Raw genomic sequence first — 22,049 nt, 5'->3', positions numbered from 1 at the left:
TTTGCTTGCCGAGCTTTGTCTACCGCGCAATTGGCACCGCGCTTTAAACGAAATTCCCTCTCAAAAATAGTCGGTTTTCCGCTGCGTGGCGTATGCTTCGCGGTCCCTCAATCTATGCTTTGAAAGGGTTCATGATGACCACGGGCACAGTAAAATGGTTTAATTCCACCAAGGGCTTCGGCTTTATCCAGCCTGACAACGGCGACGCTGACGCGTTCGTTCATATCTCGGCCGTCGAGCGCGCTGGTATGCGCGAGCTCGTCGAAGGTCAGAAGATCGGCTTCGAACTCGAGCGCGACAGGAAATCGGGCAAGATGTCGGCCACAAACCTCCAGGCTGCCTGATGATAGCTGCTTCCCTTTGACCACGGATGTACTGGCATTGTCGGAAGCAATTATCACTTAAGGAGAGGCATTTCACTTGGCCTTTTTCGTTCTGGCCTCATGGCCAACTTCAAGGAAGAGGAACGGGCGAGTATCTTCGTCACGACCGTTTTGACGTCCTTTACGTACGACCGTGCCTGACAGCGGTCGACGGTGATCGAGGCGTCACTCTGCGGCTCAGGCTCGCCCTGCCTAAAGTTTCTTACGATTTATGAGGTTGATCTATCAGGCGTCTGCCTAAATCACTCCAACGTGACAGTGAAAGCCGAGCAGTCGGGCATGGATGAACACAGCGCAGAACGCCTCGCAGCAATCGTCGAGTCCTCCTTCGACGCGATCATCAGTAAGGATCTTTCCGGCACGATCGTAAGCTGGAATAAGGCTGCCGAACGCATGTTTGGCTATTTGGAAAACGAAGCGGTCGGACAGCCCATCTTCATGATCATACCCGAAGACAGACGGGATGAAGAAACCAATATCTTACGTCGGCTGAAGCTAGGGGAGCGGATCGAGCCGTTTCAGACGACCAGGCGCCATCAAGACGGGCGGATGGTCCCGATTTCGATCACGATTTCCCCGATCAAAAGCCAGGCCGGCAAGCTCGTGGGGGCATCGAGCATTGCCCGTGATATCTCGGAGATGCGTGAAAGCGACCGCCGACTTCGCCTCCTGATGCGAGAGATAAATCATCGTGTCAAAAATCAGTACGCCGTCGTCCTGGCGGTCATCAGGCAAACGGCGACAAGATCCCGTTCGATCGACGAATTCGAGGATCGTGTCCGCGAACGCATTATGGCGCTGTCTCACTCGCACGATCTGCTTTCGCAAGTAGACTGGGCTGGTGTCAGCCTTGCCGACCTCGTCGCACACCAGGTCGGAACGTTCGGAGCTCTCCATCCGGTCCAGGTTATAGGCCCGGAAATCACTCTTGACGCTAATGCCGTCCTTAATCTTGGCATGGCCTTTCACGAACTGGTCATCAATGCGATGCGGTTCGGGGTCACAGACGCCGGCGGCATATCCGTGACGTGGGGGTTGTCGAGCGACGGAGGCGTGGACATGCTGGAGCTGGTCTGGTCTGAACCGGCGGTGGCTTATGCTGAGTTGCTGGCGCAAGAAGAGGGCTTTGGCGCGCTGGTTCTCTCAAAGCTGGTGCCATCAGCTTTATCCGGTCAGGCGAATTGGAGTTTTTCCGACGGGTTGGTCGTCTGGAAGCTGAAGGCGCCGCTGGCACGCATCCAGATCGGGGTGGGTTCGTCAGTTTCGCTTTGACACGCGGTTTATTGTCTCTCCTCGATGGGTTGGCTCGTTTCATTCCGGAGATGGTTCGGCGGCTTCCGATCCAAGCGTCGATCGAGGGCCGGCCGCCTTGTCTTCGTCTCCTTTTGTCTGTGCATCGCTGGTGTCCTCTAATCTGCGTGGTCCCCTGGCAGGTCTGTCTTAAAGGTCTTTGACGTCTCCTTGCATCACTCGCTTGATGTCTTGTTCCGCACGCTTCTCGAGTACCTCGCGGTCCCGATCAGCAGTTTCGGGATCTGTGCGAGCCGCATCGCTACCCTCATCGTTTTCGTCGGCCATGGTTTTCCCTTGCGTGATTTCACGTGTCGCTATGGATGGCAGGTGGATGGCGATGTCTCGCCATTGTCTTTCGCCCAACGGCTCGACGCGAGCCTGCCAGAAAGACTCGGCTTCCGAGGGGTCGACCTCTCCGAGAGGACACTGACGATGTCGTCATCGCCCTCGCGACGCGGCCCCCGCCCAGGCGAAGATACGAGACCGGTAACTTCTCTGGGGTCAGGCGGCGCGCAGGAGGGGTGGCTTGGGTTTGAATATCGAAGGTACGTTAGGTGATGGCTGCCGCAACGGTGCTTTCAAGCGATCGCGAACTTCGCCGTTCAACGCGGCCGTCCGGACGTGCATGAGCATGTGAGAGCCTTGGGGCGATTATCGCATCTTCTTTACCTCCGTTTTCCGACAAGTGAATTTACCGCAAACTCGGCAAGTGTGGTATGCGAGACCCGGCCCGGTAGGGCTTTCCATAGTTGATGATCGCACCGCGATTAGAACGGATGTAGGTCAGGAGCTGGGAGCTAGAGCTGTGAAGCCGTGCGATCGAAAATTCATCTCCCCGCTGCGACTGCCTTAAACTCACCGAGAGTTAGGTACCGCCTCAAGTTCGGCGAACAGCAATCGGTGGCTTCGCGGCCTTTCAGGATCTGGCATACGGTGCAACGGGACCTCTCGCTGACGTCCTTGCTGACCACGCCGGACATTCTTCGGTACTCTTGATTGGAGGAGTTGCGGCAACCTTGGGACTGTGCGCTCCAATGGAAGCCGGTCGCCAAAATGGGTGAAGCACGACGTGCAGGGCGGGAGCAATTCCGATTGTCCTCCTCCGCTTGGTACACTACTTCATAACCACTTTATCACGTACTCGCAGCGGGTCGATGTCGATCACTTTGTGGGCCGCAGGCTCGAATCACTTCAAAACCATAGAATTGCCGCGAGATCGCTTAGCGAAGGGCTTTTTAGATCCTGACGCCAGGAAATAGATGCTCGGATATCGCACGAGTGCCGGTCGTGCGGCATCCTCGATATTGACGATTATGACAGCATCTGCCTGATGGTCTCGACGATCTGTTCCTCTCGGTAGGGCTTCGAGAAGAACACCGTCTCGGCTGGGATCACGTTTCCTGGGTCATCGATATGCCCGGAGACCACGATCACCTTGATAGGCGGCCATCTGTCTCGAATGATTGCGGCGAGGCGCATTCCGTCGACGCCGCGTGGCATATCGACATCTGTAAAGACGATACGGATGTCATCGCGTGACTCAAGTATCGCAACGGCTTCCGTCGCGTCCGACGCCGCTACCGCCTCATATCCAGCAGCTTCGACGAGGTCTATGCCGGCGAGACGCAGGAGCGGCTCGTCTTCAACGACCAGAACGATCGCAACGTCCTTGGCGATGTCACTTTCGGTCATCACGACTGCCTCAACTGAGAAACCAATCCGCGCATCTTAACCTTCAACCCATCTGCGGTATAATCCACGTCAACGCCGCCGGTTCCCATCAATCCAAGACGTATCAGCCTCGATCCAAACCCTTTGCCCGAAGGGGCGCTTACGGGCGGGCCTCCATGCTCTTCCCACATAAGAACAAGCGCACTGTCATCGTTGGCTCCTTCCATAGTCCACGAAACATCGACCTTGCCTGTTTCGTTAGACCAGGCTCCATATTTGAGCGCGTTGGTTCCCAGCTCGTGCATCAGCAGTGCCAGGGAAAGCGCCGAGCGCGGTCCAAGTTCAAGGTCCGGACCCGAGATCAAATATCGCTCTGGCAAGGAAAGCTGACCGAGCACAGAATCGATTACCGCGATCATTCGCGCCGACGACCAGTCCTGCCCAAGCAAAACCTCGTGTGCTTTAGAGAGAGCGTGAAGCCGGCTCGTAAAAGCTTCGACAGGCGCCCGATCGGTGACAGGGCGAAGGGTCTGCGTGGCGATCGCCTGGACCATCGCCATCGTATTCTTTAGTCGGTGACTGATTTCGTGGTTGAGCACCTGCTGTTCCTGCTCCGCCCGGATCCTGGAGATCGCCTCCCGCGTGCGGTCTGCGATCGTTCGAACGAAGTCGCGCTCCTCCGCCGAGAAATCACGAGGTCTGTCGTAGTGGACGAACATGACGCCTACGAACGCGCCGTGTTCCATGATGGGAACATTGACAAGCACGGAGATCCCGATCGAATAGAAGAGCTCGGCTGAGGCCGCCGTCCGCGGATCCTTGCCCACGTCAGAAATGATGACCGTGTCGCCACGCTTGAGATCTTCGATATAGGATCCATAGTCGCGAAATTGGTGCGAGCCGGTGACAGTCGAAATGCCCTCGGCGCACCAATCGGGCAGCATCTGCACGGTCTCCGCGACTGGATCGACGACGCCATAACCAGCTCTTGTCGCGCCTTCCAGGTTGCGGGCCATGATCTCCGCGGCGGCGAACGCGACATCTTTGACATCGTCCAGCTCTCGTATCTTGTCGCCGAGCTCCAGGAATGCCAATTGTCGATTTTCGGCGATCTTCTGAGATGTCGCGTTTCTGGCAACCTTGATGAAGCCCGGTACGTCCGAACCAGAATGGCCCGGAAACGGTCGTATAGTTCCGTCTAGGAAGACCCGTGTTCCGTCGGCCGCGCGATGCCAACGTCGATCAAGCGCCACGCCTTCCGTTGCGGCTTTGCGCACTTCCGTTACTGGAACGCCAGCGGCACGGTCCTCCTCCGTGAATATCTCCTCGAACCGTCGTCCAAGCATTTCGGCCTCGGTCCAGCCGAAGGTCTCCTCTGCGCCGCCGAACCAGCTCGTTATACGCTGTTCGTCATCGATCGTGACGATCACATAATCTTTGGCGCCCTCGACAATCAGGCGCAGTTTCGTCTCGCTACCCCGGAGGGCTTCGACCGCCTCCATGCGGTCTGTCACGTCGACAAAAGTGATGATGAATTTGTCATTGCCTGTCGCCTGCACATAGCCGTCGAACCAACGTCCGAGGGTAGTGACGTGTCGAGTGAAACGCTTGCTTTGCCCGCTTTCGACAACAAGCGCGACGTCCGACACCCACTCCTCTTCAAAATGCGGAAAGATCTCTCGCATCGTACGACCTGGGACGTCCCTGCCGGGATAGTCCACAAGCTTGCTCCAAGCCGGATTGACACTGTCGTAGCGCCAATCGACAATGCGGCCATCGACGTCGCGGACGACCGAGCCGACGATGATCCCCTCTTCGAGCTGCTCAAAAAGCGAACTCCACCGGCGTTCCGATAGAAAGGTGGCGATCTGGTTCGATGCAACCTTGCCGATGCGGCTCAGCAGCTCGAGCTCATGCTTTCCCCAGGTCCTGGGTTCTCCATCGATCGCGGCCAACGCTCCGATCACCAGACCGTCCGGCATTGTAACCGGAACGCCCATGTAGGATATCACGCCGAGATCCTTGATCGCCAGGTTATCTCTAACAAGGTCATGGATCGTCGCGTCGCCGATGATCAGGGGCTGCTTGTCCCGAACGACGTGTTGACAGAAGGAATGGGTCAGCGGGGTCTCGGCAGCTTCGGCCCATTTCTCCGGAAGGCCGAGATGGGCGATGAACACCTGTCGGTCCTCGTCGAGAATGGAGACAAGTGCCACGGGACAGTTGAGCCCGGCTTTGACGACCTCGATAATGTCTTGAAACTCGGATTGGCCCTGGACATCAAGCAGGCCTGAATTTCGAACGGCGCCGATGCGCTCCGATGGTGAACTCACAGGCGTTCCTTAACCGCGACACTCGCGGAGTTGATCATGCCGCAAGAGTTGCGCGTACGACAGGGGATAGGACGAGGCTAGGCGGCGCAATTAGCGGGCCGCGGGCGCCGTCGACGATGGCTTGCAGAAACTGCAGGGCATTTTGCAGACCATTCATCGTGTAGGGCTTCTCGATCGCTCCAATCGCCCCGGCAAAATCTTCCGGGATGCGCTTGAGATTCCCCGATACGAACACAAATGCAATTCCGTTGGCCGAAAGGTAGCGTCCGACGTCGATACCCGTTGCGCCATCCAGCAATTGGATGTCCACAAAGGCGAATTGCGGCGAGGCGGAATCAATAAGCTCAATGGCCTCCCGGCTGTCGGTTGCCATCCCAACAACGCGATGGCCGGCGCCTTCGACTTCGCTCTCCAGCTCCATGGCGAGAAGGACTTCATCTTCCACAATCAAAATATTCAAATCAGATCCTTTCAGTCCTTGACGGACAGCGTGACGCTGACGTCTGTCCGATGGCCCGTTACAGCTCGGTCAATCTTCGCTCGAAGCTGTTTGAGGCACGCCTCGAGCATGGCCTGGCTGAACGTCGCTTCCTCTTTGTCCACGTCAACCGGCGTGACCGTATCGACGACCCGGATAAGGAAGTGACCGTTCAGTCGTCTGATCTCCAGATGGATCTCGCCACCGCCGTCGCTCAGACCTCTCCTTATCGCGTCGCCAACCAGTTCGTTGATAATGAGAGCAAGAGGCGATGCCTTGGTCGCAGGCACCACAACCTCGTGCAGATCCGTTGTCAGGTGTATATCGGAGCGCTTCAATGCGCCAATCTTGTCAATCATAAGGGTGTGTGCGAAGTCGGCGACATCGAATTGCCCCACTTCCTCGTCGTTCAATAGCTTGCGCTGGACGGTGCTAAGAGCTTCAACACGATTGAGAACAGACATCAGCGTACGCTCAATGACGTCGTTTTCGGTCATCCTCGCCTGAAGCTTTACGATGGATGCGATCGTCAGCAGGTTGTTTTTGACCCTGTGATCGACCTCGTGAACCAATGTGGTCTTTGCACGCAGGGCGTCGGTCAAGTCTGCTGTCCGCATCGCCACTTCTTCCTCAGCGAGATGACGCGCGCGTGCGAGTTCTGCTTCCTTGCTTTTAATATTCGTGAAGTCGAGCTGAGAGGCGAAAAAGTAGATCACCGTGCCTGAAGCATCCCGAACCGGGCTGACGAAGAGCGCGTTCCAGAAGGCAGATCCGTCCTTTCGGTAATTAAGGATGTCGACCGAAAGATCCTTTTCAGCAACAACTGCCTCGCGAAGCCTCGACACGGCTTCTGGGTCCGTCCCCGGTCCCTGAAGGATGCGACAGTTCTTGCCGATCAGCTCTTCTGTCGAGTAGCCCGTCAGCTTGCAGAAAGCCGTATTGCAGAAGATGATCGGATTGTCCGCTTGACGCGGATCGGTGATCAGCATCGGCATGCGCGTGGCTTTGAAAGCTGCCGCAAACGGGTCTTCCGAAACGTGGCCAGCGACAAGACGCTCACCGGCGTCTTTGGCGTCCTGCCGGCTATGAGTATCATCTGTCATCGATAGTCCTAGGTGTTAGCGTTGTGAAATGCGCAAACACCAATTTTGTTCCATGACGGCGATCTGACGGCGCTGCTTCAGGGGAAACGGGCAACTTCCGCCTCGCTGATAAGCGGCCCGTTAGAACACTGCTGGACCATTGGTTGGGCCGAGGGAGAGGCAAGATGCACTAGTCAGGTCGCGCTTCAATCGCGCGGACAAGCGCCAAGTGGTAACCTCCGGTCTAGCATTAGGATGTCTATATCTTTTAAAGGATAACGCGCAACTGATCGACGTCTCTCGTGGCCCCTCTCACCATTCAGCCCCAGACCCTTCTAATTGCGTCTAGAGCAGTCGTGACCATCGGATCGTGGATGCGAGCGTCCAGGCAAATAAAACTCAGTGTCGTGGAGATTTTCACATTCTCAGCGATGACAAGGCCATGTGCCTGTTGTTCGTGAGGGCAGTCGACTCTCGGCAAAGGCTCAATCCCACCCCTGTCCGAACCATGGCGACCATGGACGTCTCCTGGTCCACCTGGGCGACGATATTTTGCCGGACGCCCAGATCGGCAACGAAGCGCGACAGCAATCATTGTGAACGGAGGTGGTGTGCCGATCCAGGTAAGCGTTGCGTGTTGTGACCAATCCGCGCCGCGCAGGAAACCGGCAAACGCGGATGGCGCGACGACACAGTAGGTAAGTTGCGCGAGTTCCCGTCGCGACCTGCTTCCGAAGCGCATCATATGTTAAGGCGAAGGCTTCGTTCCCGATGGTGTCGCCCAGCATTAAATCATGCGCCTTTCCAGAGTGGGCAGATTCGATGCGTTGAGACTTGGATCGTTGTGTCGGCGACCTCAATCGCCCTCCCGACTTCGATCGTGTCGTTGTCGAGTGGACTTAGTCATTCGAACCGAGCAGGATTTCCATTAGATGTCTCAAGGTCGGCTCAGCCGAGTGAGAACTCGCTCGCTAGTCGGTCGGCAAACCCACGCGCGGGGAGATCTGCGGGAACAGACGAACTCCTCGAACGTTTTGCGGCAAACCTCTCTCTGGAACAGGAAATCCCCATGTCAATCGAAGTCGAACATAGCCATCATAACAGCGAGAACGCGCTCGAAGGCGTCAAACTTGTGGAAGTCGCGGTTACTTCCGATGGTCAGCGTGTTCCGATGGGCCTGATGAGCACGGAACAGGCCCTTTCTCTCCCGGAAGACATCGATGTCGAAGTTTCGCATCCCGAGCACGAGGCCGGAGCGACCGATACCTACATCAGCCGCGACGAGCTGAAAGAGCATGTCGAGGAGCAAAGAAGCTGAAATGTCCGGTCACACGCCGATCCCTCAGCGCATGCATGATTGGCCCCGAAAAAAACGGTCGTTCGACGCCGTGGAAGAACAAGCCCACGCCGCAGTGGTCGAACACTCGTCGAAGACAGTTGTGGACGACGAAGCATACGACGACGCTCTCGAGTCCGGGCGTCGTGGTGCAAAACGTGCCAACGACACACCCGGCGAGTGAAACTGTTGTACGCAAGGTTGGCGCGTCATTGAAAGAGTCGCCCTTTGCCGTCGGTTGACGAGCCGTCGCGATCTCCTACTTCCGTTTTCCACGGGGGTTGACATCCGCAAAGACAACGAAATCCCTCTGATGCAGCAGGCCGTCCAGCACTGGTAGCGCTACTACGAAGTTTCATCTGAGGAACGGTTAGTCTCGTGTGCTTCGATTCGCGGCTATCAAACTGTATAGCGAAGGTCATCTTAACGTCGGAGACATCGCAGCAATCCTCATCCGAACCTACTTCGGCATCTGGTCTACGAAGGTGAATGCTCCTCGGTCTAGCGCGATCCATTGATAATGCGGATATCGGCACTGCACCTGTGAGGGACGCAAGGCTGAGCCGTCGATAGACTCCTGTATACCCGTCGTGATCAAAACGATCAAATGTGGCGTTCAACGCTTCATGCATTCTGGCAGACCTTACGGCCTCTTGGCCCTGACGAAACCATGATGGTAAACCGCATCGTCGCCGATTTCCGGCGGGAGAGAAAACTCTAGCCCAATTCGGCGGAGGCACTTCAAAGCCGCAGTCGAGCTTCTGAGATGGTTTCGGGCAGGGGTCAACGAGAGCGGAAAGCTACGGGGGGTGCTCTAATCCCTGGTGCCGCCAACACCACCGATCAAATAGCTGTTTTCATTGCGCCATTCCAAACGTGGAACGAAACGTCCGCCCGCGACTTTCTCCGTGACCATAACCGAGGAGATCCGACCATGGGAAGCACGTCAGACAAGATCAACGGCAAGGCAAACGAAGTCGCAGGCAAGGCTCGACAGGCTGCAGGCAAGGCCGTCGGTAATCACGAAGAGCAGGCCAAGGGGACCGTTCAGGAAGCCAAGGGCAAGGCTCAAGTCGCCAAGGGCGATGCCAAGGAAGCCGTGAAGAAAGTCGTCGACAAGGCCTGATATCGGATCGATATCGTGAGCCCGCGCTGGTCTCGGGCTTTTTTTCAAGAGGGAACTCATGAAAATAAAAAAATCAGCGGTATGTGCTGCGGGATTTGCATTGATGTCTTTTGGCGCACAGGCTCAGGACAAACCGCCCGCGGATCCGGCGGTCGACGCCTGCAAGTCGACCGGGTTGCTGGCCCTACAAGAACGTTCGCACGAGATCACGGACCTCGTTATCGACATGGAAAGTATTGCCGTCAGCAAGGCGGATACCAAAGTTGGTGACGTTCCTGTGAAAACGGTCGTCCTTGGAGAAGCTTACATCTCCCGCAAGCAGCAGACGGGGAAGCCCGACCGCTTCGTTTGCCTCCTTGGCGAAAAAGGCAAGGTCCTTCTCACCTTCTTCACGGCGCAATAGCCGTGGCCGAACCTCCGAAATTCGATCGAGGCCCAGAGCAAACTCCTTACCAGGGTCGGCGGACCCCGGACTCTAGTAAGAAGAGGGGTATATCAATCTGGTCCGTGCTTGGACTGGCGCTCTTCTTTCTGATGCTAGCACTTCTCGTCTTCGACACCTGGCGGGGATGAGCAACCTTTTACTATCGCTCGACCTGCGAGGCGTCGACGGTGATGATCGATCGAATTGAGCATGGCGCAGAGGCATCGAGAAAGCCTCTCGTCCCTCCATCGCAAGAAGCGCCCGCGGTAATCGGTCGGTTTCCCTGTGAATACATCGATTACCGTCCAGCGACCACCAGCGTCGCGTTTCAGATCGTAACGGTCGGTGAGATGACTGCTCATCGCTTCGGACTACCGACCTCGGGTTATCTTCATATTAACAAAATGCTATGTTTTTGATTGATTGGTTCGCGCATTTGCATCCGGTTCATTTTCCGGTTCATCAAATTACGTGAACCCATACCCTGCGGAAACTGATCGCCTCTGGTGTCGCATCCCAGGCGGCGGAGAAAAAAGGCCCCGCGGGGGGCAGCGCCAAGGTACTGGAGTCAGACATGCTTGAAAAGCCTGACATCTTTAAAACTTCTTTCAAGCTAGGGAGATCCCGACGCCGTTCTCGAGGCAGCTTTGGGGCGATTTCCAGCGCGTTTTCTTCGTCAGCTGTGGGGAGTTCTGTCTCGGTCTCCCAACCGACTACTGGAGCTTCAGCCGCTGAGTATATCGCCAGCGAAACCTAGTGGAGCGCTTCTTCAATAACATCACGATGCTTGGTCTGGCGACGCGCTACGACGTGCAGACAATTACCTTGCCGGGCTCAAACTTCCCGCGACGAGGATCTGGATCGCGTCACCTAAGAGTCCGCTCCTTAGGACATCCAGCTCTATACAGTATCAACTCTTGCGCGGAACATTATTCAGCAGTCAGCGTTTTCACCCCGCACAAAGGACCGTGCGTTTAAGAGCTATAAGGAATTTCAATGAATAAGGTTATCATCGCCGCCGTTTCGCTTGCCGCAATGTCCGGCGCTGCTTTTGCCCAGCAGCCGGCATCACCGGTTACTCCGGCCGCCCCCGCGGCGCCTGCCACGGCAGCTGCCGGATCCGACGCCATGATGGCAGGTCCGGGCATTGCGATGGGCACTGCCGCCACGATGCCGCTGAAGTACGTCGAGATCAAGGATGACGATCTCGTCACATCTAAGCTCGTCGGCGTCAACATCTACAACAAGACGAATGAGTCCGTCGGCGAGATCTCTGACGTTGTAGTCGGTGGGGGCAAGTCGGTGATTGGTATTGTCGCCAGCGTAGGCGGCTTCCTCGGCATCGGCACCAGCTACGTCGTTCTCGACCCGGCGTCTGTCGCGCTGAACAACGACAACGGCACCTGGAAGGCATATGTCGACACGACCAAGGACGCCCTGTCCAAGGCTCCGAAGCTAGATTACGATAAGTTCAAGAAGTAGTCACCTTGCTGGCGACCGCCGCGATATTGCGGCGGCGCCACGCGATAGAAGAGGGTCGGTGCGAATTTCGCCCGGCCTTTTTTGTTGGGCGCACTTTGGGAGCGCCCTTAGAAATTGGTCGAAGAGCTGGACCGGAACCTTACTTCCGTTTTCGGATAGCTTCAGGGCCTTCCGGGCTGAAGAAAGCAGTCGATCATCATCGCGCTATGGTTCGCTTCGAGAATGGGCCAAGGTCCTCAGTAATAAGGAACCCCATGTGGCGCTCACGTAGATCCTCGACAAGGACAATGCCGCCAACAACAAGCTGACCAACCTGGCGGTTACCGCGATCAACAAGTGAGCTACGGGTCAGCCCCTCCGCTGAGGAGAGTGACCATCATTTTCCGACCGCCGCATCGTTCGCTTCCGGCGGGGTAAATTGTCCGAAATCACGCCCGACAGATCTTGATTTGGAAAGTTTCGCTCGGCACCGCTGACCTAGATTACCGAATTGAACATCATAGCTACAAGCGTTCGAAGGTGCACGTTCTGCAAAGTGAACGAAACAAGCTTAACCGCGTTTANTAAGAGGTTGGAATCGGGTGAGCATTCTTCATGAAGGGAATCTGCCGTGGGGGCTCAAAATTCATCAACTGGCAGCGGGCAAGTTGCGTTCCAGGCGGGCAACGCGCGCCGTTAACCTGCTGGTTGTCGTTGGCGTGATCGCAGTCATCTACCTGACAGTTTCCATTTCGGCACATGACCGCCAGGTCGAACAAAAGGTGCGCGATACGATTGCGAACCAGTCTGCGATTTCGGAAATTCGTTCACTACTTCAAGATGCAGAAATAGGGCAACGTGGCTACCTCCTGACTGGCGATGAGCTCTATCTCGACCCGTATTCTGAGGCCCTTCCAACGGTGGGTCTGGCCGTTGACGGGCTTGCGAAAAGGACGGCGGATGACGCGTTTCAAGTCGCGAATATCTCAAACCTGCGGAGTTTGATTGCACAGAAACTCTCCGAGTTGAAGCAATCCGTTGATCACAGACGCCGCGGTGACCTAGACGGTGCAAAGGCCCTGTTGGCGACCGGGCAGGGCAAAATCATCATGGATGGGATCCGCAGTGTTCTTCGTCAGATGACTGACGAGGAGGCCGTCAGACTGGCCGAGCGATCCCGTCTGGCGCAGGCGGGAAAGACATGGATCGAAATCACCATGGCGGGTCTGGCAACATTGTCCGGCGGCATGGCGCTTTTTGCACTTAATATGGCGACTGGCCGTGCGCGCGAAGCTGAGCGCACAAGGGACGAGCTCCTTACCCGCTTCGACCGGCGTCTAATGGCTGTGATGGCTGCTGATTTGGTGGGATACAGTCGCCTGATGGAGCGTGACGAGGCGACCACCCTTTCCAAGCTAAAGGTGGCGCGGGAAGCAATTGACGAAATCATCGTTCAACAGGGCGGCATGATAGTCAATACCGCTGGTGATAGCGTCGTTGCGGCGTTCCCGAGCGCGCTTTCCGCAGTGGATTGCGCAGTCGATATTCAAGAGACCATGCGTCTGAATAATGTTCAGGTGCCGGAGGGCGAGCAGCTCCAGTTCCGGATAGGTCTCAATGTAGGCGACGTTATCGTTGAGAATGGGGACATCTTCGGAGATACCGTCAATATTGCGGCCCGGTTGGAGGGGATAGCTGATGCGGGCGGGATTTGCATCTCTCGCGCTGTGCGCGATCACGTCAGAAAGCACCGAAATTTGAAGTTTGTCGATGGGGGCTTCCAGCAAGTCAAGAACATCGCACGTCCCGTAAGCACCTTCCATTTACGGCAACACTAACGAAACTTTCCGCTGCGGCTGGCCAAGCATTTAGGGGGCATAAAAGCGCGTTTCGAGCTCGCGTTCAGATACGCTTGGCGCGATGGGCTATGTGCGGGTGAACACCGAGGGCTCTAAATGTTTCGGAAAGAGTGAGGTCGATGATGGGGCGAAGTATTCAGGCCCCATCAAAGAAGTTCGGTCGTTGCTAGGATGTCAAACGCGGTTGCTTTACGACCTTCAGGAACAGAGCCTTCGTTGCATCGGCGATGCCGTCAGTTGGCGTGACTTCGAAGTAAAGGCCGGGCGAGGCGCATTCAGCCATCTTGGCTGAGATCTGGTTCTGGAAAGGGCAGATCCAGGTGTTGTACCAGCTGTTTGCGGGAAGCGGCAGGTAGGTCGTGTAAAGAACGGCGATCGTCACGCCGCGCGCCTTCAGAGGAGCGCAGAAACTCGTATCGATGGGTTCCTGGCAGCGGCCGCCAGTTGTTTTCTTCGTACATGTTCATGGCTTGTAGCTGTCGCCCACGCCATCGGCCACGAAAAACAGGACCTTCTGGGGGTCCGCAGACGTGTTGCCGCTACCCGGAGTGGTCACGATGGTGTTCATTTGGTCAGTGCACTATCAAAGCTTGTGGTCGCTGTTGTAGCCCTGGTTTGGAATTGTCATCAGGTCGACAGCATCTGTGTAAGATCGAACTTGATCCAAGTCGTATGTCGGATTCGAAATGGTGGTAAGTTTGGCATCTTCGGCTTTGGTCCCAAAGGTGTAGACGCCCATCCGGAACTGGTTGCTGATAACTCGAGTGTTTTTTGGCCGTCGTCGTCAACTGCTGGGTCGCCTGACGAACACTGTCGATGCGCATGGTCACACCAAGTGTTTTTGCAAGATTGTAGTAGCTCTTGTTGCCGCTCGCGATGTCGTGGCAGGCAAAGGCGCACTTGTCGGACGTGTTGGCTTGCATCTTCGCGACAGCAGCCGCCCACGCTGGATCGCTAGGGTTCAAACGAACCTATAGTCGAAGATTCAACGCTAGACGTTTCGTGCATCGATTAGTGGCATCAATCCCAGTTGCCAACGGAACGAGCTTGCCGTGAGGCTAAAGGCTATCGATATCCAGAGCCTCCAAAGGCTCCGTTTATAGCAAAGCGCGAGCTTGAAGCCTCGGACGCTAGCATGTCAAGGAATGGAGGAGACCGTCAGGAGTCGAGACGCAAGACAGACGCAAAGGGTATGAGAGTGATAATCAAGCCCGTCTCGTCGGTGACCTGGAATGTCTTCCCACTGATACGTTCTTGGCGAAGCACCATCTCGGCGACTATTTCCCGCGCTGCATCGCGTGCCTCTTCGTGAGCCGCAGTGACCGAAGGCAGCTCGGTGCCCTCTGGGTCGATTTCGATATCAAGACCGTCACGGATGTGGAAATAGTATCGCATCCCGCGAGAACGTTCCCTTGATGTTTTGGTTCCGAAAGTCAAATACCACGGCGGTCGTTTGTCGACTGTCCGGTCGCCCGAGGCGGCGCGACGGCTACCAGTGCAGAGGGAAGTGACGATGAGGCAGGACGAAATTTCTAACAAAATACTGAAGGCCCTCAAGCCGCAGGATTTCGATCTCATCGCTCCATTCCTTGAGCGGGTTGATGTCGCGACCCACTTTAATATCGCCAAGCCAGGTGAAAGCCTCGAGTATGTCTACTTCCCGGAGAGTGGAATAGGAACTGTCATGGCCGTTGCACCAGATGGGAGGACCACCGAAGCTGGCATGTTCGGGAGGGAAGGTTTTGTCCCGAGCTCGACGATAATCGGCGACAACGTGGTGCCGTACTTTATCGAAATGAATGTTTCTGGAACTGCTTATAAGCTTTCTATTTCCGCGATGCGCGAAGCCACACTCACTAGCCCCACCCTGCAAATCCCTCTGATCAGCTATCTTCATGTCTTTGCGTGTCAGGTGGCTTACACCTCGTTGGCAAACGCGAAATTTACACTTGAAGAGCGATTGGCCCGCTGGCTTCTGATGTGTCATGACAGACTTCAGGCGAACGAGATGGACATCACTCACAACTATATTGCATTGCTTGTGGGGGTACGTAGGCCCGGCATCACGACCGCTCTGCACGTGCTAGAGGGTGAAGGCCTAATACGATCAACACGTGGGATTGTGACAATCCGTAACCGAAAGGGCTTGGAGGCTCTGGCCGGAGGATCGTATGGAATACCGGAACGTGAGTACGATCGCCTAATCGGTCGCTGACCGATCTTATCGGCTCACTTGGTGGGGGCGTTTTCGACCGAACCAATCGATGTCCCAAAGGCCTTGCCCCTCGGGACGGACGTAGGGCGTGCGCAGGTGAGAGTTGTGTGTTACAGCTTTCCCGCTAAACGAGAGTTCTCTCCCTGCACTCTATTTGCCGCCCTGCCTCGCCAATCCCAAGCTAGGCGGCGGGTTTTATTGGGTACTCTATCGTACTGTCCAGGAGACGACTTGCCGTACGCGTTATCTAACTTATATGACGGCGCATAATCGATAGGGCCGATCAATGCACACCTCATCACCGCCGGTCGTCCTCATTATCGAAGACGAGCCGTTCATTTTGTTAGACGCCGCCGATTTCATTTCAGATGCCGGATTTAAGGTAATCGAAGCGCCTACAGCTGACCGAGGCCTTCAAATACTTGAGCAGGGACAGAAGATCGACGCGATCTTCACCGACATTAACATGCCTGGGGACCTCGATGGTTTGGCCTTGGCTTCTATAGTGAGCGCGCGATGGCCAGAGATTGGCCTTGTGATCACTTCTGGAAAAGTCAGGGACGTTGCTGTTCTGCCTGCAGGAGCGGTGTTTCTGGAAAAGCCGTACTTGCACGAAAGGGTGGTTTCGGCCATCTATGACACCCTTCGTATATCATGATAGCCTACCGCGCCCGCGATTAGTTGTCACCAAATGGAATCTGTTCAATGTCCTCCTCTTCAGGAATCAGTAAGTCCCGCACTGGCATCGAGGGGTTCGATGAACTAACGCTCGGCGGCCTCCCTACGGGCAGACCGACGCTGGTATGTGGCACTGCGGGTTGCGGGAAGACACTGTTTGCCTCCACGTTCTTGCTAAACGGAGCACGCGAATTCGATGAACCTGGCGTTTTCGTTACATTTGAAGAGCGGCCTTCTGATATTATCAGCAATGTCTCGTCGCTAGGCTTTGAAGTCAATCGTCTGATCGAGGAAGGCAAAGTCTACATTGAGCATATCTCGATCGATCCCTCGGAATTAGAAGAGATCGGCGACTATGATCTCGAAGGCCTTTTCCTTCGTCTTGAGCTAGCCATCGATCAGGTTGGGGCAAAACGCATCGTTCTTGACACGATCGAAAGCCTCTTCTCCGCCTTTACCAATCCCGCCATTCTACGTGCCGAGATACGCCGGCTTTTTGACTGGTTGAAGGACAAGGGACTTACCACGATCATCACTGGGGAGCGTGGAGATGGCAGCCTTACTCGCCAGGGCTTGGAGGAATATGTTTCCGACTGTGTGATTCTGCTCGACCATCGCGTCCATAATCAAATCTCCACACGGCGTCTGCGGATCGTCAAATACCGCGGTACCGCCCATGGAACGAATGAAGTCCCGTTTCTTATTGATGAGGATGGGTTCAGCGTTCTTCCGGTCAGCAGCCTAAACTTGAACCATAAGGTCTCGAATGAACGCGTTTCGTCGGGTGTTGCCGACTTAGACGCGATGTTGGCTGGGGGTGGCTTTCATCGCGGAAGCAGCATTCTGTTGAGTGGGGTGGCCGGCTCGGGCAAAAGCACACTTGCAGCGAGCTTCATGGATGCGGCATGTATGCGCGGTGAGAAAGCCCTGTATTTCTCATTTGAAGAGTCTCGCGACCAAACTGTTCGTAACATGCGTTCGGTGGGCACTGATCTCCAAACTCATATCGACAGCGGATTACTACAGCATATTGCTACTCGCCCCACTTTCTACAGCTTGGAAATGCACCTAGCCGTGATGCTGAGGGAGATTGGACGGTTTGACCCGACGATCGTTGTACTCGATCCGATATCGGCTTTCACAGGGACTGGCGATAGTCTCGAGATTCAGTCCATGCTTTTGCGCATGGTGGATTTCTTGAAGTCGCGGGGCGTCACCGCGGTGTTTACCCACTTGACGCACTCTCAGATCGGCACTGACGAGACGGATGCCGGCCTATCGTCTCTCATGGACGCCTGGATTTTGCTTCTGAACAGGGAAGTCGGAGGCGAGTTCAACCGAGAGCTCTACTTGCTAAAGGCTCGGGGTACTGCACACTCCAATCAGGTCCGCGAGTTCGTTATGTCCGAAACAGGCATCTCGCTGCTTGAGCCTTACATTGGCGACGGTAAAGCGTTGACAGGGTCGGCGCGAAAGGCAGAAGAAGCGCGTCTGCGACGTTTGGAGATTAACCGAAAAGAAGAAATCGTCCGTCGCAGGCAAGAGTTGGAAAACAAGCGCGCCAAAACGCTGTCCCAAATCGAGGCGCTTCAGGCCGAGATAGAGGCTGATGGCGTTGAACTCGAAAGAGCTGCGAAAGCTGAAAGTGATTATCTCAGGCAGGCCGTTGCCGATGAATTTGAAATGAAAACGAGCCGCCGTAGCCAAAATTAAGGACAGCTGGAATGGAAAATCCCGAATTTGAAGGTGGCGCGCCCAAAAAGCTGACGCTTTATATAGCCGGCGAAACACCGAAATCGCTTGCAGCGATACGCAACTTAGAAAGAATATGTACCGAAGAACTTCCTGGACGATACGTTGTTGAAGTCATCGATCTAAAAAAGCAACCGCATCTGGCACGCGAGCATAACATTGTAGCAATTCCAACGCTTGTTCGAGAACTGCCGGTCCCGATCCGAAAGGTCATCGGCGATCTGTCGAACACGGAAAAGGTGCTTATCAACCTGCAGGTCAGCGGAACCGAATGACTTCTATAACAGACCGAATGTCTCGCTTTGAGCTGCTACAACGGCTCGAGGAGGCTGAAGAGATTATCAGAGCGATCCGCGAGGGCGAAGTTGACGCGCTGGTCGTGCAAAAGGGTCGGGCCAATCTCGAAGAGGTCTTCACTCTCGGCGGCGATGACTCCTATCGCTCCTTTATGGAAGCTATGGATATCGGCGCGGCCGCTTTCGATCTCGGAGGGAATCTTCTTTATCATAACGGCGCGCTGTCGGAACTGCTGCGCGTTCCCGAAGGAGTTGCTGGTGAGGCTATCCTTGAGCTTTTTGATGTCGAGAGCCGCGCGGCGCTCTTTGATCTCCTTGCCGAGGCGCGTGAGGAGAGATCATCGAGGGACATTCGAATTCTGCGCGATGACGGCCACCGCATCCTTCTGTTAAAAGCTGACAAGCTTGTGCTTGGTATTTCTGATGCCATAGCGGTCACGTTCGATGACATAACCGACCGCATACATGACGAGCGAGCTCACGAGGCAGAGCGAATGGCGATGGCGGTTCTCTCCTCCGCCGCAGAAGCCGTTATCGTGACGGACACGGAAGGCTTCGTGTCACATGCGAATGCTGCCGCGCTGGCATTGTGTCGGCGCGACCCCGTCGGTGCGAAGTTCAGTACGGTTTTCGAACTCGAATTCAGGGCGACCACCGGATTGATGCAGAGCGACGATTTCATATCGCTCGCGCTCTCCGGTCACTCGGTTCAGGGGATCGAGGCTTCCGCTCTTTATGAACGTAACTCGCAGCCGCTGCTTGTCAGTGCTGCGCCATTACGAGTTGCCGAGAACGAAACGAAGGGCGCTGTCGTGACGCTCATCGATCTTTCGCGTCACAAGGAAGCCGAACGCCAACAAGCTCTCCTGATGCGGGAATTAGACCACCGCGTAAAGAATACACTTGCGCTTGTCGTTTCGATCTCCAATCGCACGGCGTCGACTGAAGACACCGTTGACGGCTTCAGACGCGCGTTTGCCGGTCGTATTCAAGCTCTCGCGGCGACACACAATGTGCTTGCGGATCGCTCTTGGACATCTATCCGCCTGAGCGACTTGATGGCGGCCGAGTTGAAGCCCTTTGTTGAAAACTTTCGAACACGGTTCGCGATCAAAGGGGGCGACCTCGATATCCTCCCGAGAGCGGCTGTTCCGTTAGGGTTGATTATCCACGAGCTGACCACAAACGCTGCAAAATATGGTGCTCTTTCGAACGACGCCGGAACGGTAACCGTCGAACTCGAGTCAGACCAGGGCTCCGGGTCGCGCGTCATCAAGTGGGTGGAGAGTGGGGGACCTCCGGTGACGGAGCCAACACGAAAGGGCTTTGGTAGCACGGTCATTGGACGAAGCTTGAATTATTCCGCTCAAGGCGGTGCGGAGATAATTTTCAATGAGAGCGGGCTAACGTGTTGTATCCGGGTTCCTAGTGAAGATGTTGCAGCTTCTGGTTGATTTGAAAGCTCGTCCCATCCTGCCTAACGGTATACGCCACTTCCAAGTATCTGCAGCATCCGGTCTATGCTTGAGGTTGCGGCAAAAACCACCAACCGTTGCGGCCTGTCTGACAGGTGTCTCACAGCTCTCGAGGCCAGCATGTCCACGTTCTGCAAGTTCCGCCAAAAGGCCGATAGATGCAGGGCCGGATAGCGTCAAAGACTATTATCTGGGATGAAGAAACCGCTTCCAGGTCGTAAATCCAGGTTGCGACAGGCCAGAACCGGGCAAGACGGATCGTCTCGCGTCGGGATGTTTTTCCATTCCGCATTTTCGTTCGCTTCGCAGTAACGGCTGTTGCGAATGAAGCGATCGTAGATTGGTAGTCCCCGTGGCGACGTCCAGCGGAAGATGACTGCACCCTCGTTGTGGACTGTAGCCCTGGCTCTTTCACAGGTCATCGACAGCGGATTCATTCGCGAGATCGCAAAAGATTGCGTTGCAACGAGCGCAATAGCTGCAGTGATAAAAATCGTTCTCATGGCCTTTTCCAATTTTGCTCGGACCGAATGCCGCGCATCACGTCCATAACGACGAGGATCTATGCAAGTTTCAACCGATAGGTCAGACTGCGTTAATTTTCTGCAAGGCGACGAGCAATCAAGCTGCAGACATTCGGTCTCAACTGAAACTTCGACATCGCGACGCCAAGCTTGGCGAGGCGCCCCCTGAACCAGCTGGACGCACTCATCAAAGCCGCGGCAGAGGTTGGCGTGGCGATCATCACGGTCCAGTGCTGACCCAATGCGCCAGCGAGCGACAAGACCGCTAAGAGCCGGCCTTTACCATGGCCAAGCAACGGTCTTCGCCATCCTCGCACCGCATGCGGTCGCACACGCCGACAAGTCCCCGCCGGACGCGTAAGACAGGCGCGCTTGCCTTAAACCGCTTAACGATCAATTTCCGATCCATCTCCCCAAGGATTTGGCACCGCCGGCACTCGACGATGATGACTGCTCCCTTCAATGACCCTAACGTCGTAGCCATTGGCTCAACAGCTTAGTGGGGCAGGGCCACCTGCTCGGTGCAAACCCCAAGACGACACAGGTGATTTTTTTCGAACTCGTCGTCTTGAAACTCGATTTTAGTGTTCCCAAATCGTTTCGCGCTGGTCGCCTAATAGGGGCCAGGGCACAGAACGCCGGTTATCCCGCGTTCAAAATCAACTCGCTTTACGGAGGCTTTGATTATGAGAAACGATTTCGACCTCGCACCCTTCTATCGGTCCAGCATTGGCTTTGACCGCGTGTTCTCCCTTCTGAACGATCCTCAGCGCCAGCATGCCGTCGACGCGTGGCCGCGCTATGACATCCTCAAGGTGAGCGACAGCGAGTACCGCATCATCATGGCGGTGGCTGGCTTTGAAAGCGGTGACCTAGATGTTACGCAAGAGCGCAATGTACTCCACGTCAAGGGCGGGAAAGCCGACGACTCCAAAGCGGAATACCTGCATCGCGGTATTGCTACACGGGGTTTCCAACGGCGTTTTGAGCTGGCGGATCATGTGACTGTCGAGAACGCGTCGCTGCGGAATGGTCTGCTCTATATCGACCTCAAGCGCGAAATTCCCGAAGCCATGAAGCCGCGTAAAATCACGATCGGCCGCGAGCAGACTTCAGCGCCGCTGGAGATTGAAGGTGAACATCAGGTAGGGTGAACCGTGGAGGAGGGGCGGCGCGCATTGCGCCGCCTATGCCATCATGTGCGCGATAAGCGAAGGAAAGCTAGAATACTTTGACGGGGATGACATAGCCGTCTGCCAGAGCGTCTTCGAGATGATCGCGAACGAGACAAATCTCGACAGAGCGTCTGAGGACGGACAGCGCCTCGCGGCGATGACCTTGAAACTTTACGGGCAAGGCGTGAAAGACCCTGACGCCCTAAAGCGCATGGTCGAGACGGCCCGAGGCATTTTTACCAGTGCTGATGCCCCGCGATCCGTCGACGGGGAAGACTGCTCGCGGACAGAGCGTAAACGATAGGTGAGCAGCAATGTCAGAAGAGGAAACGAGAAGGGACTTATCGCGGTTCTTACGTTATGCGCGTTCAAGTTTTCTGCGGGATATTGAATATTAGCGAAAGGATGACGATCTACAGCTGGTCTCAGGAGCAGTTTCAATGATTGTCGTCGTATTAGTCGCAGTCGCCTCGATCTGCGGGATCGCC

At 55.6% G+C, this 22,049-nt stretch carries 21 protein-coding genes and 3 pseudogenes; 16 read left to right on the top strand and 8 right to left on the bottom strand.

Features of this window, described 5'->3' with window-relative positions:
• Positions 1-134 precede the first annotated feature (134 nt).
• Both QTL96_RS15415 and QTL96_RS15410 read left to right on the top strand, forming a co-directional pair.
• Positions 135-344 carry a cold-shock protein gene (locus QTL96_RS15415; protein ID WP_289728316.1) on the top strand — a complete coding sequence of 70 codons (210 nt, stop codon included), beginning with the start codon at positions 135-137 and terminating at the stop codon, positions 342-344.
• 318 nt (positions 345-662) lie between these two features.
• Complete coding sequence (locus tag QTL96_RS15410) at positions 663-1,655, top strand: PAS domain S-box protein (RefSeq protein ID WP_289728315.1); 993 nt, start codon at positions 663-665, stop codon at positions 1,653-1,655.
• Positions 1,656-1,823: 168 nt separating this feature from the next.
• On the opposite strand, the gene QTL96_RS15405 is transcribed toward QTL96_RS15410, so the two are convergent.
• The 5 genes from QTL96_RS15405 to QTL96_RS15385 all read right to left on the bottom strand — a co-directional run bounded on the left by QTL96_RS15405 (position 1,824) and on the right by QTL96_RS15385 (position 7,261).
• Positions 1,824-1,961, bottom strand: a complete 138-nt coding sequence (locus QTL96_RS15405; protein ID WP_289728314.1) for a hypothetical protein — start codon at positions 1,959-1,961, stop codon at positions 1,824-1,826.
• A 1,026-nt stretch (positions 1,962-2,987) separates the two neighbouring features.
• On the bottom strand, positions 2,988-3,368 hold the full coding sequence (locus QTL96_RS15400) for a response regulator (protein ID WP_289728313.1): 381 nt from the start codon (positions 3,366-3,368) through the stop codon (positions 2,988-2,990).
• Complete coding sequence (locus QTL96_RS15395) at positions 3,368-5,680, bottom strand: GAF domain-containing protein (RefSeq protein ID WP_289728312.1); 2,313 nt, start codon at positions 5,678-5,680, stop codon at positions 3,368-3,370. The genes QTL96_RS15400 and QTL96_RS15395 overlap by 1 nt, the downstream gene beginning before the upstream one ends.
• Positions 5,681-5,714: 34 nt before the next feature.
• The gene (locus QTL96_RS15390) at positions 5,715-6,140 is read right to left on the bottom strand and encodes a response regulator (RefSeq protein ID WP_289728311.1); all 426 of its coding nucleotides are present in this window, start codon (positions 6,138-6,140) and stop codon (positions 5,715-5,717) included.
• 11 nt (positions 6,141-6,151) lie between these two features.
• Entirely contained in the window at positions 6,152-7,261 is a 1,110-nt protein-coding gene (locus tag QTL96_RS15385) for a PAS domain-containing protein (protein ID WP_289728310.1), read from the bottom strand.
• Positions 7,262-8,309: 1,048 nt separating this feature from the next.
• Here QTL96_RS15385 and QTL96_RS15380 point away from each other — a divergent pair.
• From QTL96_RS15380 to QTL96_RS15345, 8 genes and pseudogenes are all read left to right on the top strand, one after another.
• Positions 8,310-8,558, top strand: a complete 249-nt coding sequence (locus tag QTL96_RS15380; RefSeq protein ID WP_289728309.1) for a hypothetical protein — start codon at positions 8,310-8,312, stop codon at positions 8,556-8,558.
• A 1-nt stretch (position 8,559) separates the two neighbouring features.
• Entirely contained in the window at positions 8,560-8,760 is a 201-nt protein-coding gene (locus QTL96_RS15375) for a hypothetical protein (RefSeq protein WP_289728308.1), read from the top strand.
• A gap of 750 nt (positions 8,761-9,510) precedes the next feature.
• Positions 9,511-9,702 carry a CsbD family protein gene (locus QTL96_RS15370; protein ID WP_289728307.1) on the top strand — a complete coding sequence of 64 codons (192 nt, stop codon included), beginning with the start codon at positions 9,511-9,513 and terminating at the stop codon, positions 9,700-9,702.
• 103 nt (positions 9,703-9,805) lie between these two features.
• Positions 9,806-10,105 (top strand): hypothetical protein, encoded by a 300-nt coding sequence (locus tag QTL96_RS15365; RefSeq protein ID WP_289728324.1) that lies wholly within the window; start codon positions 9,806-9,808, stop codon positions 10,103-10,105.
• 741 nt (positions 10,106-10,846) lie between these two features.
• Positions 10,847-10,986, top strand: a pseudogene (locus QTL96_RS15360) (IS5/IS1182 family transposase); the annotation flags it as partial.
• Positions 10,987-11,122: 136 nt separating this feature from the next.
• Positions 11,123-11,608 (top strand): PRC-barrel domain-containing protein, encoded by a 486-nt coding sequence (locus QTL96_RS15355; RefSeq protein ID WP_289728306.1) that lies wholly within the window; start codon positions 11,123-11,125, stop codon positions 11,606-11,608.
• 199 nt (positions 11,609-11,807) lie between these two features.
• Positions 11,808-11,948 (top strand): annotated as a pseudogene (locus tag QTL96_RS15350) (DUF892 family protein); the annotation flags it as partial.
• Between the two features lie 241 nt (positions 11,949-12,189).
• On the top strand, positions 12,190-13,425 hold the full coding sequence (locus QTL96_RS15345; protein ID WP_289728305.1) for a CHASE3 domain-containing protein: 1,236 nt from the start codon (positions 12,190-12,192) through the stop codon (positions 13,423-13,425).
• 187 nt (positions 13,426-13,612) lie between these two features.
• Here the strand turns inward: QTL96_RS15345 and QTL96_RS15340 are convergent.
• A pseudogene (locus QTL96_RS15340) lies at positions 13,613-14,378 on the bottom strand (hypothetical protein); the annotation flags it as partial.
• Between the two features lie 226 nt (positions 14,379-14,604).
• Positions 14,605-14,841: a hypothetical protein gene (locus QTL96_RS15335; protein ID WP_289728304.1), complete on the bottom strand. Its 237-nt coding sequence runs from the start codon at positions 14,839-14,841 to the stop codon at positions 14,605-14,607.
• 118 nt (positions 14,842-14,959) lie between these two features.
• Here QTL96_RS15335 and QTL96_RS15330 point away from each other — a divergent pair, with 118 nt between their 5' ends.
• The 5 genes from QTL96_RS15330 to QTL96_RS15310 all read left to right on the top strand — a co-directional run bounded on the left by QTL96_RS15330 (position 14,960) and on the right by QTL96_RS15310 (position 19,841).
• Positions 14,960-15,661 (top strand): Crp/Fnr family transcriptional regulator, encoded by a 702-nt coding sequence (locus QTL96_RS15330; protein ID WP_289728303.1) that lies wholly within the window; start codon positions 14,960-14,962, stop codon positions 15,659-15,661.
• A gap of 286 nt (positions 15,662-15,947) precedes the next feature.
• Entirely contained in the window at positions 15,948-16,319 is a 372-nt protein-coding gene (locus QTL96_RS15325; RefSeq protein WP_289728302.1) for a response regulator, read from the top strand.
• A 47-nt stretch (positions 16,320-16,366) separates the two neighbouring features.
• Complete coding sequence (gene kaiC / locus QTL96_RS15320) at positions 16,367-18,052, top strand: circadian clock protein KaiC (protein WP_289728301.1); 1,686 nt, start codon at positions 16,367-16,369, stop codon at positions 18,050-18,052.
• An 11-nt stretch (positions 18,053-18,063) separates the two neighbouring features.
• Positions 18,064-18,366: a circadian clock KaiB family protein gene (locus QTL96_RS15315; protein ID WP_289728300.1), complete on the top strand. Its 303-nt coding sequence runs from the start codon at positions 18,064-18,066 to the stop codon at positions 18,364-18,366.
• Between the two features lie 17 nt (positions 18,367-18,383).
• On the top strand, positions 18,384-19,841 hold the full coding sequence (locus tag QTL96_RS15310) for an HWE histidine kinase domain-containing protein (RefSeq protein ID WP_289728299.1): 1,458 nt from the start codon (positions 18,384-18,386) through the stop codon (positions 19,839-19,841).
• 197 nt (positions 19,842-20,038) lie between these two features.
• On the opposite strand, the gene QTL96_RS15305 is transcribed toward QTL96_RS15310, so the two are convergent.
• Positions 20,039-20,365, bottom strand: coding sequence for a hypothetical protein (locus QTL96_RS15305; RefSeq protein ID WP_289728298.1), 327 nt, complete (start codon positions 20,363-20,365; stop codon positions 20,039-20,041).
• Positions 20,366-21,072: 707 nt separating this feature from the next.
• On the opposite strand from QTL96_RS15305, the gene QTL96_RS15300 reads away from it, so the two are divergent.
• Positions 21,073-21,540, top strand: a complete 468-nt coding sequence (locus QTL96_RS15300) for an Hsp20 family protein (RefSeq protein WP_289728297.1) — start codon at positions 21,073-21,075, stop codon at positions 21,538-21,540.
• Positions 21,541-22,049: the final 509 nt, after the last annotated feature.

This window comes from Rhizobium sp. S163, from assembly GCF_030380805.1.
Taxonomy (GTDB): domain Bacteria; phylum Pseudomonadota; class Alphaproteobacteria; order Rhizobiales; family Rhizobiaceae; genus Rhizobium.
The sequence above is the reverse complement of the archived record's forward strand: the minus strand, read 5'-3'. Positions and strand labels throughout refer to the sequence as shown.

Bases quoted from the DNA above. Each gene is read 5' to 3' on its own strand.
- QTL96_RS15415 (WP_289728316.1), top strand. From the start codon at position 135: ATGACCACGGGCACAGTAAAATGGTTTAATTCCACCAAGGGCTTCGGC.
- QTL96_RS15410 (WP_289728315.1), top strand. From the start codon at position 663: ATGGATGAACACAGCGCAGAACGCCTCGCAGCAATCGTCGAGTCCTCC.
- QTL96_RS15405 (WP_289728314.1), bottom strand. From the start codon at position 1,961: ATGGCCGACGAAAACGATGAGGGTAGCGATGCGGCTCGCACAGATCCC.
- QTL96_RS15400 (WP_289728313.1), bottom strand. From the start codon at position 3,368: ATGACCGAAAGTGACATCGCCAAGGACGTTGCGATCGTTCTGGTCGTT.
- QTL96_RS15385 (WP_289728310.1), bottom strand. From the start codon at position 7,261: ATGACAGATGATACTCATAGCCGGCAGGACGCCAAAGACGCCGGTGAG.
- QTL96_RS15380 (WP_289728309.1), top strand. From the start codon at position 8,310: ATGTCAATCGAAGTCGAACATAGCCATCATAACAGCGAGAACGCGCTC.
- QTL96_RS15375 (WP_289728308.1), top strand. From the start codon at position 8,560: ATGTCCGGTCACACGCCGATCCCTCAGCGCATGCATGATTGGCCCCGA.
- QTL96_RS15370 (WP_289728307.1), top strand. From the start codon at position 9,511: ATGGGAAGCACGTCAGACAAGATCAACGGCAAGGCAAACGAAGTCGCA.
- QTL96_RS15365 (WP_289728324.1), top strand. From the start codon at position 9,806: ATGTCTTTTGGCGCACAGGCTCAGGACAAACCGCCCGCGGATCCGGCG.
- QTL96_RS15355 (WP_289728306.1), top strand. From the start codon at position 11,123: ATGAATAAGGTTATCATCGCCGCCGTTTCGCTTGCCGCAATGTCCGGC.
- QTL96_RS15335 (WP_289728304.1), bottom strand. From the start codon at position 14,841: ATGCGATACTATTTCCACATCCGTGACGGTCTTGATATCGAAATCGAC.
- QTL96_RS15330 (WP_289728303.1), top strand. From the start codon at position 14,960: ATGAGGCAGGACGAAATTTCTAACAAAATACTGAAGGCCCTCAAGCCG.
- QTL96_RS15325 (WP_289728302.1), top strand. From the start codon at position 15,948: ATGCACACCTCATCACCGCCGGTCGTCCTCATTATCGAAGACGAGCCG.
- kaiC (WP_289728301.1), top strand. From the start codon at position 16,367: ATGTCCTCCTCTTCAGGAATCAGTAAGTCCCGCACTGGCATCGAGGGG.
- QTL96_RS15315 (WP_289728300.1), top strand. From the start codon at position 18,064: ATGGAAAATCCCGAATTTGAAGGTGGCGCGCCCAAAAAGCTGACGCTT.
- QTL96_RS15310 (WP_289728299.1), top strand. From the start codon at position 18,384: ATGTCTCGCTTTGAGCTGCTACAACGGCTCGAGGAGGCTGAAGAGATT.
- QTL96_RS15305 (WP_289728298.1), bottom strand. From the start codon at position 20,365: ATGAGAACGATTTTTATCACTGCAGCTATTGCGCTCGTTGCAACGCAA.
- QTL96_RS15300 (WP_289728297.1), top strand. From the start codon at position 21,073: ATGAGAAACGATTTCGACCTCGCACCCTTCTATCGGTCCAGCATTGGC.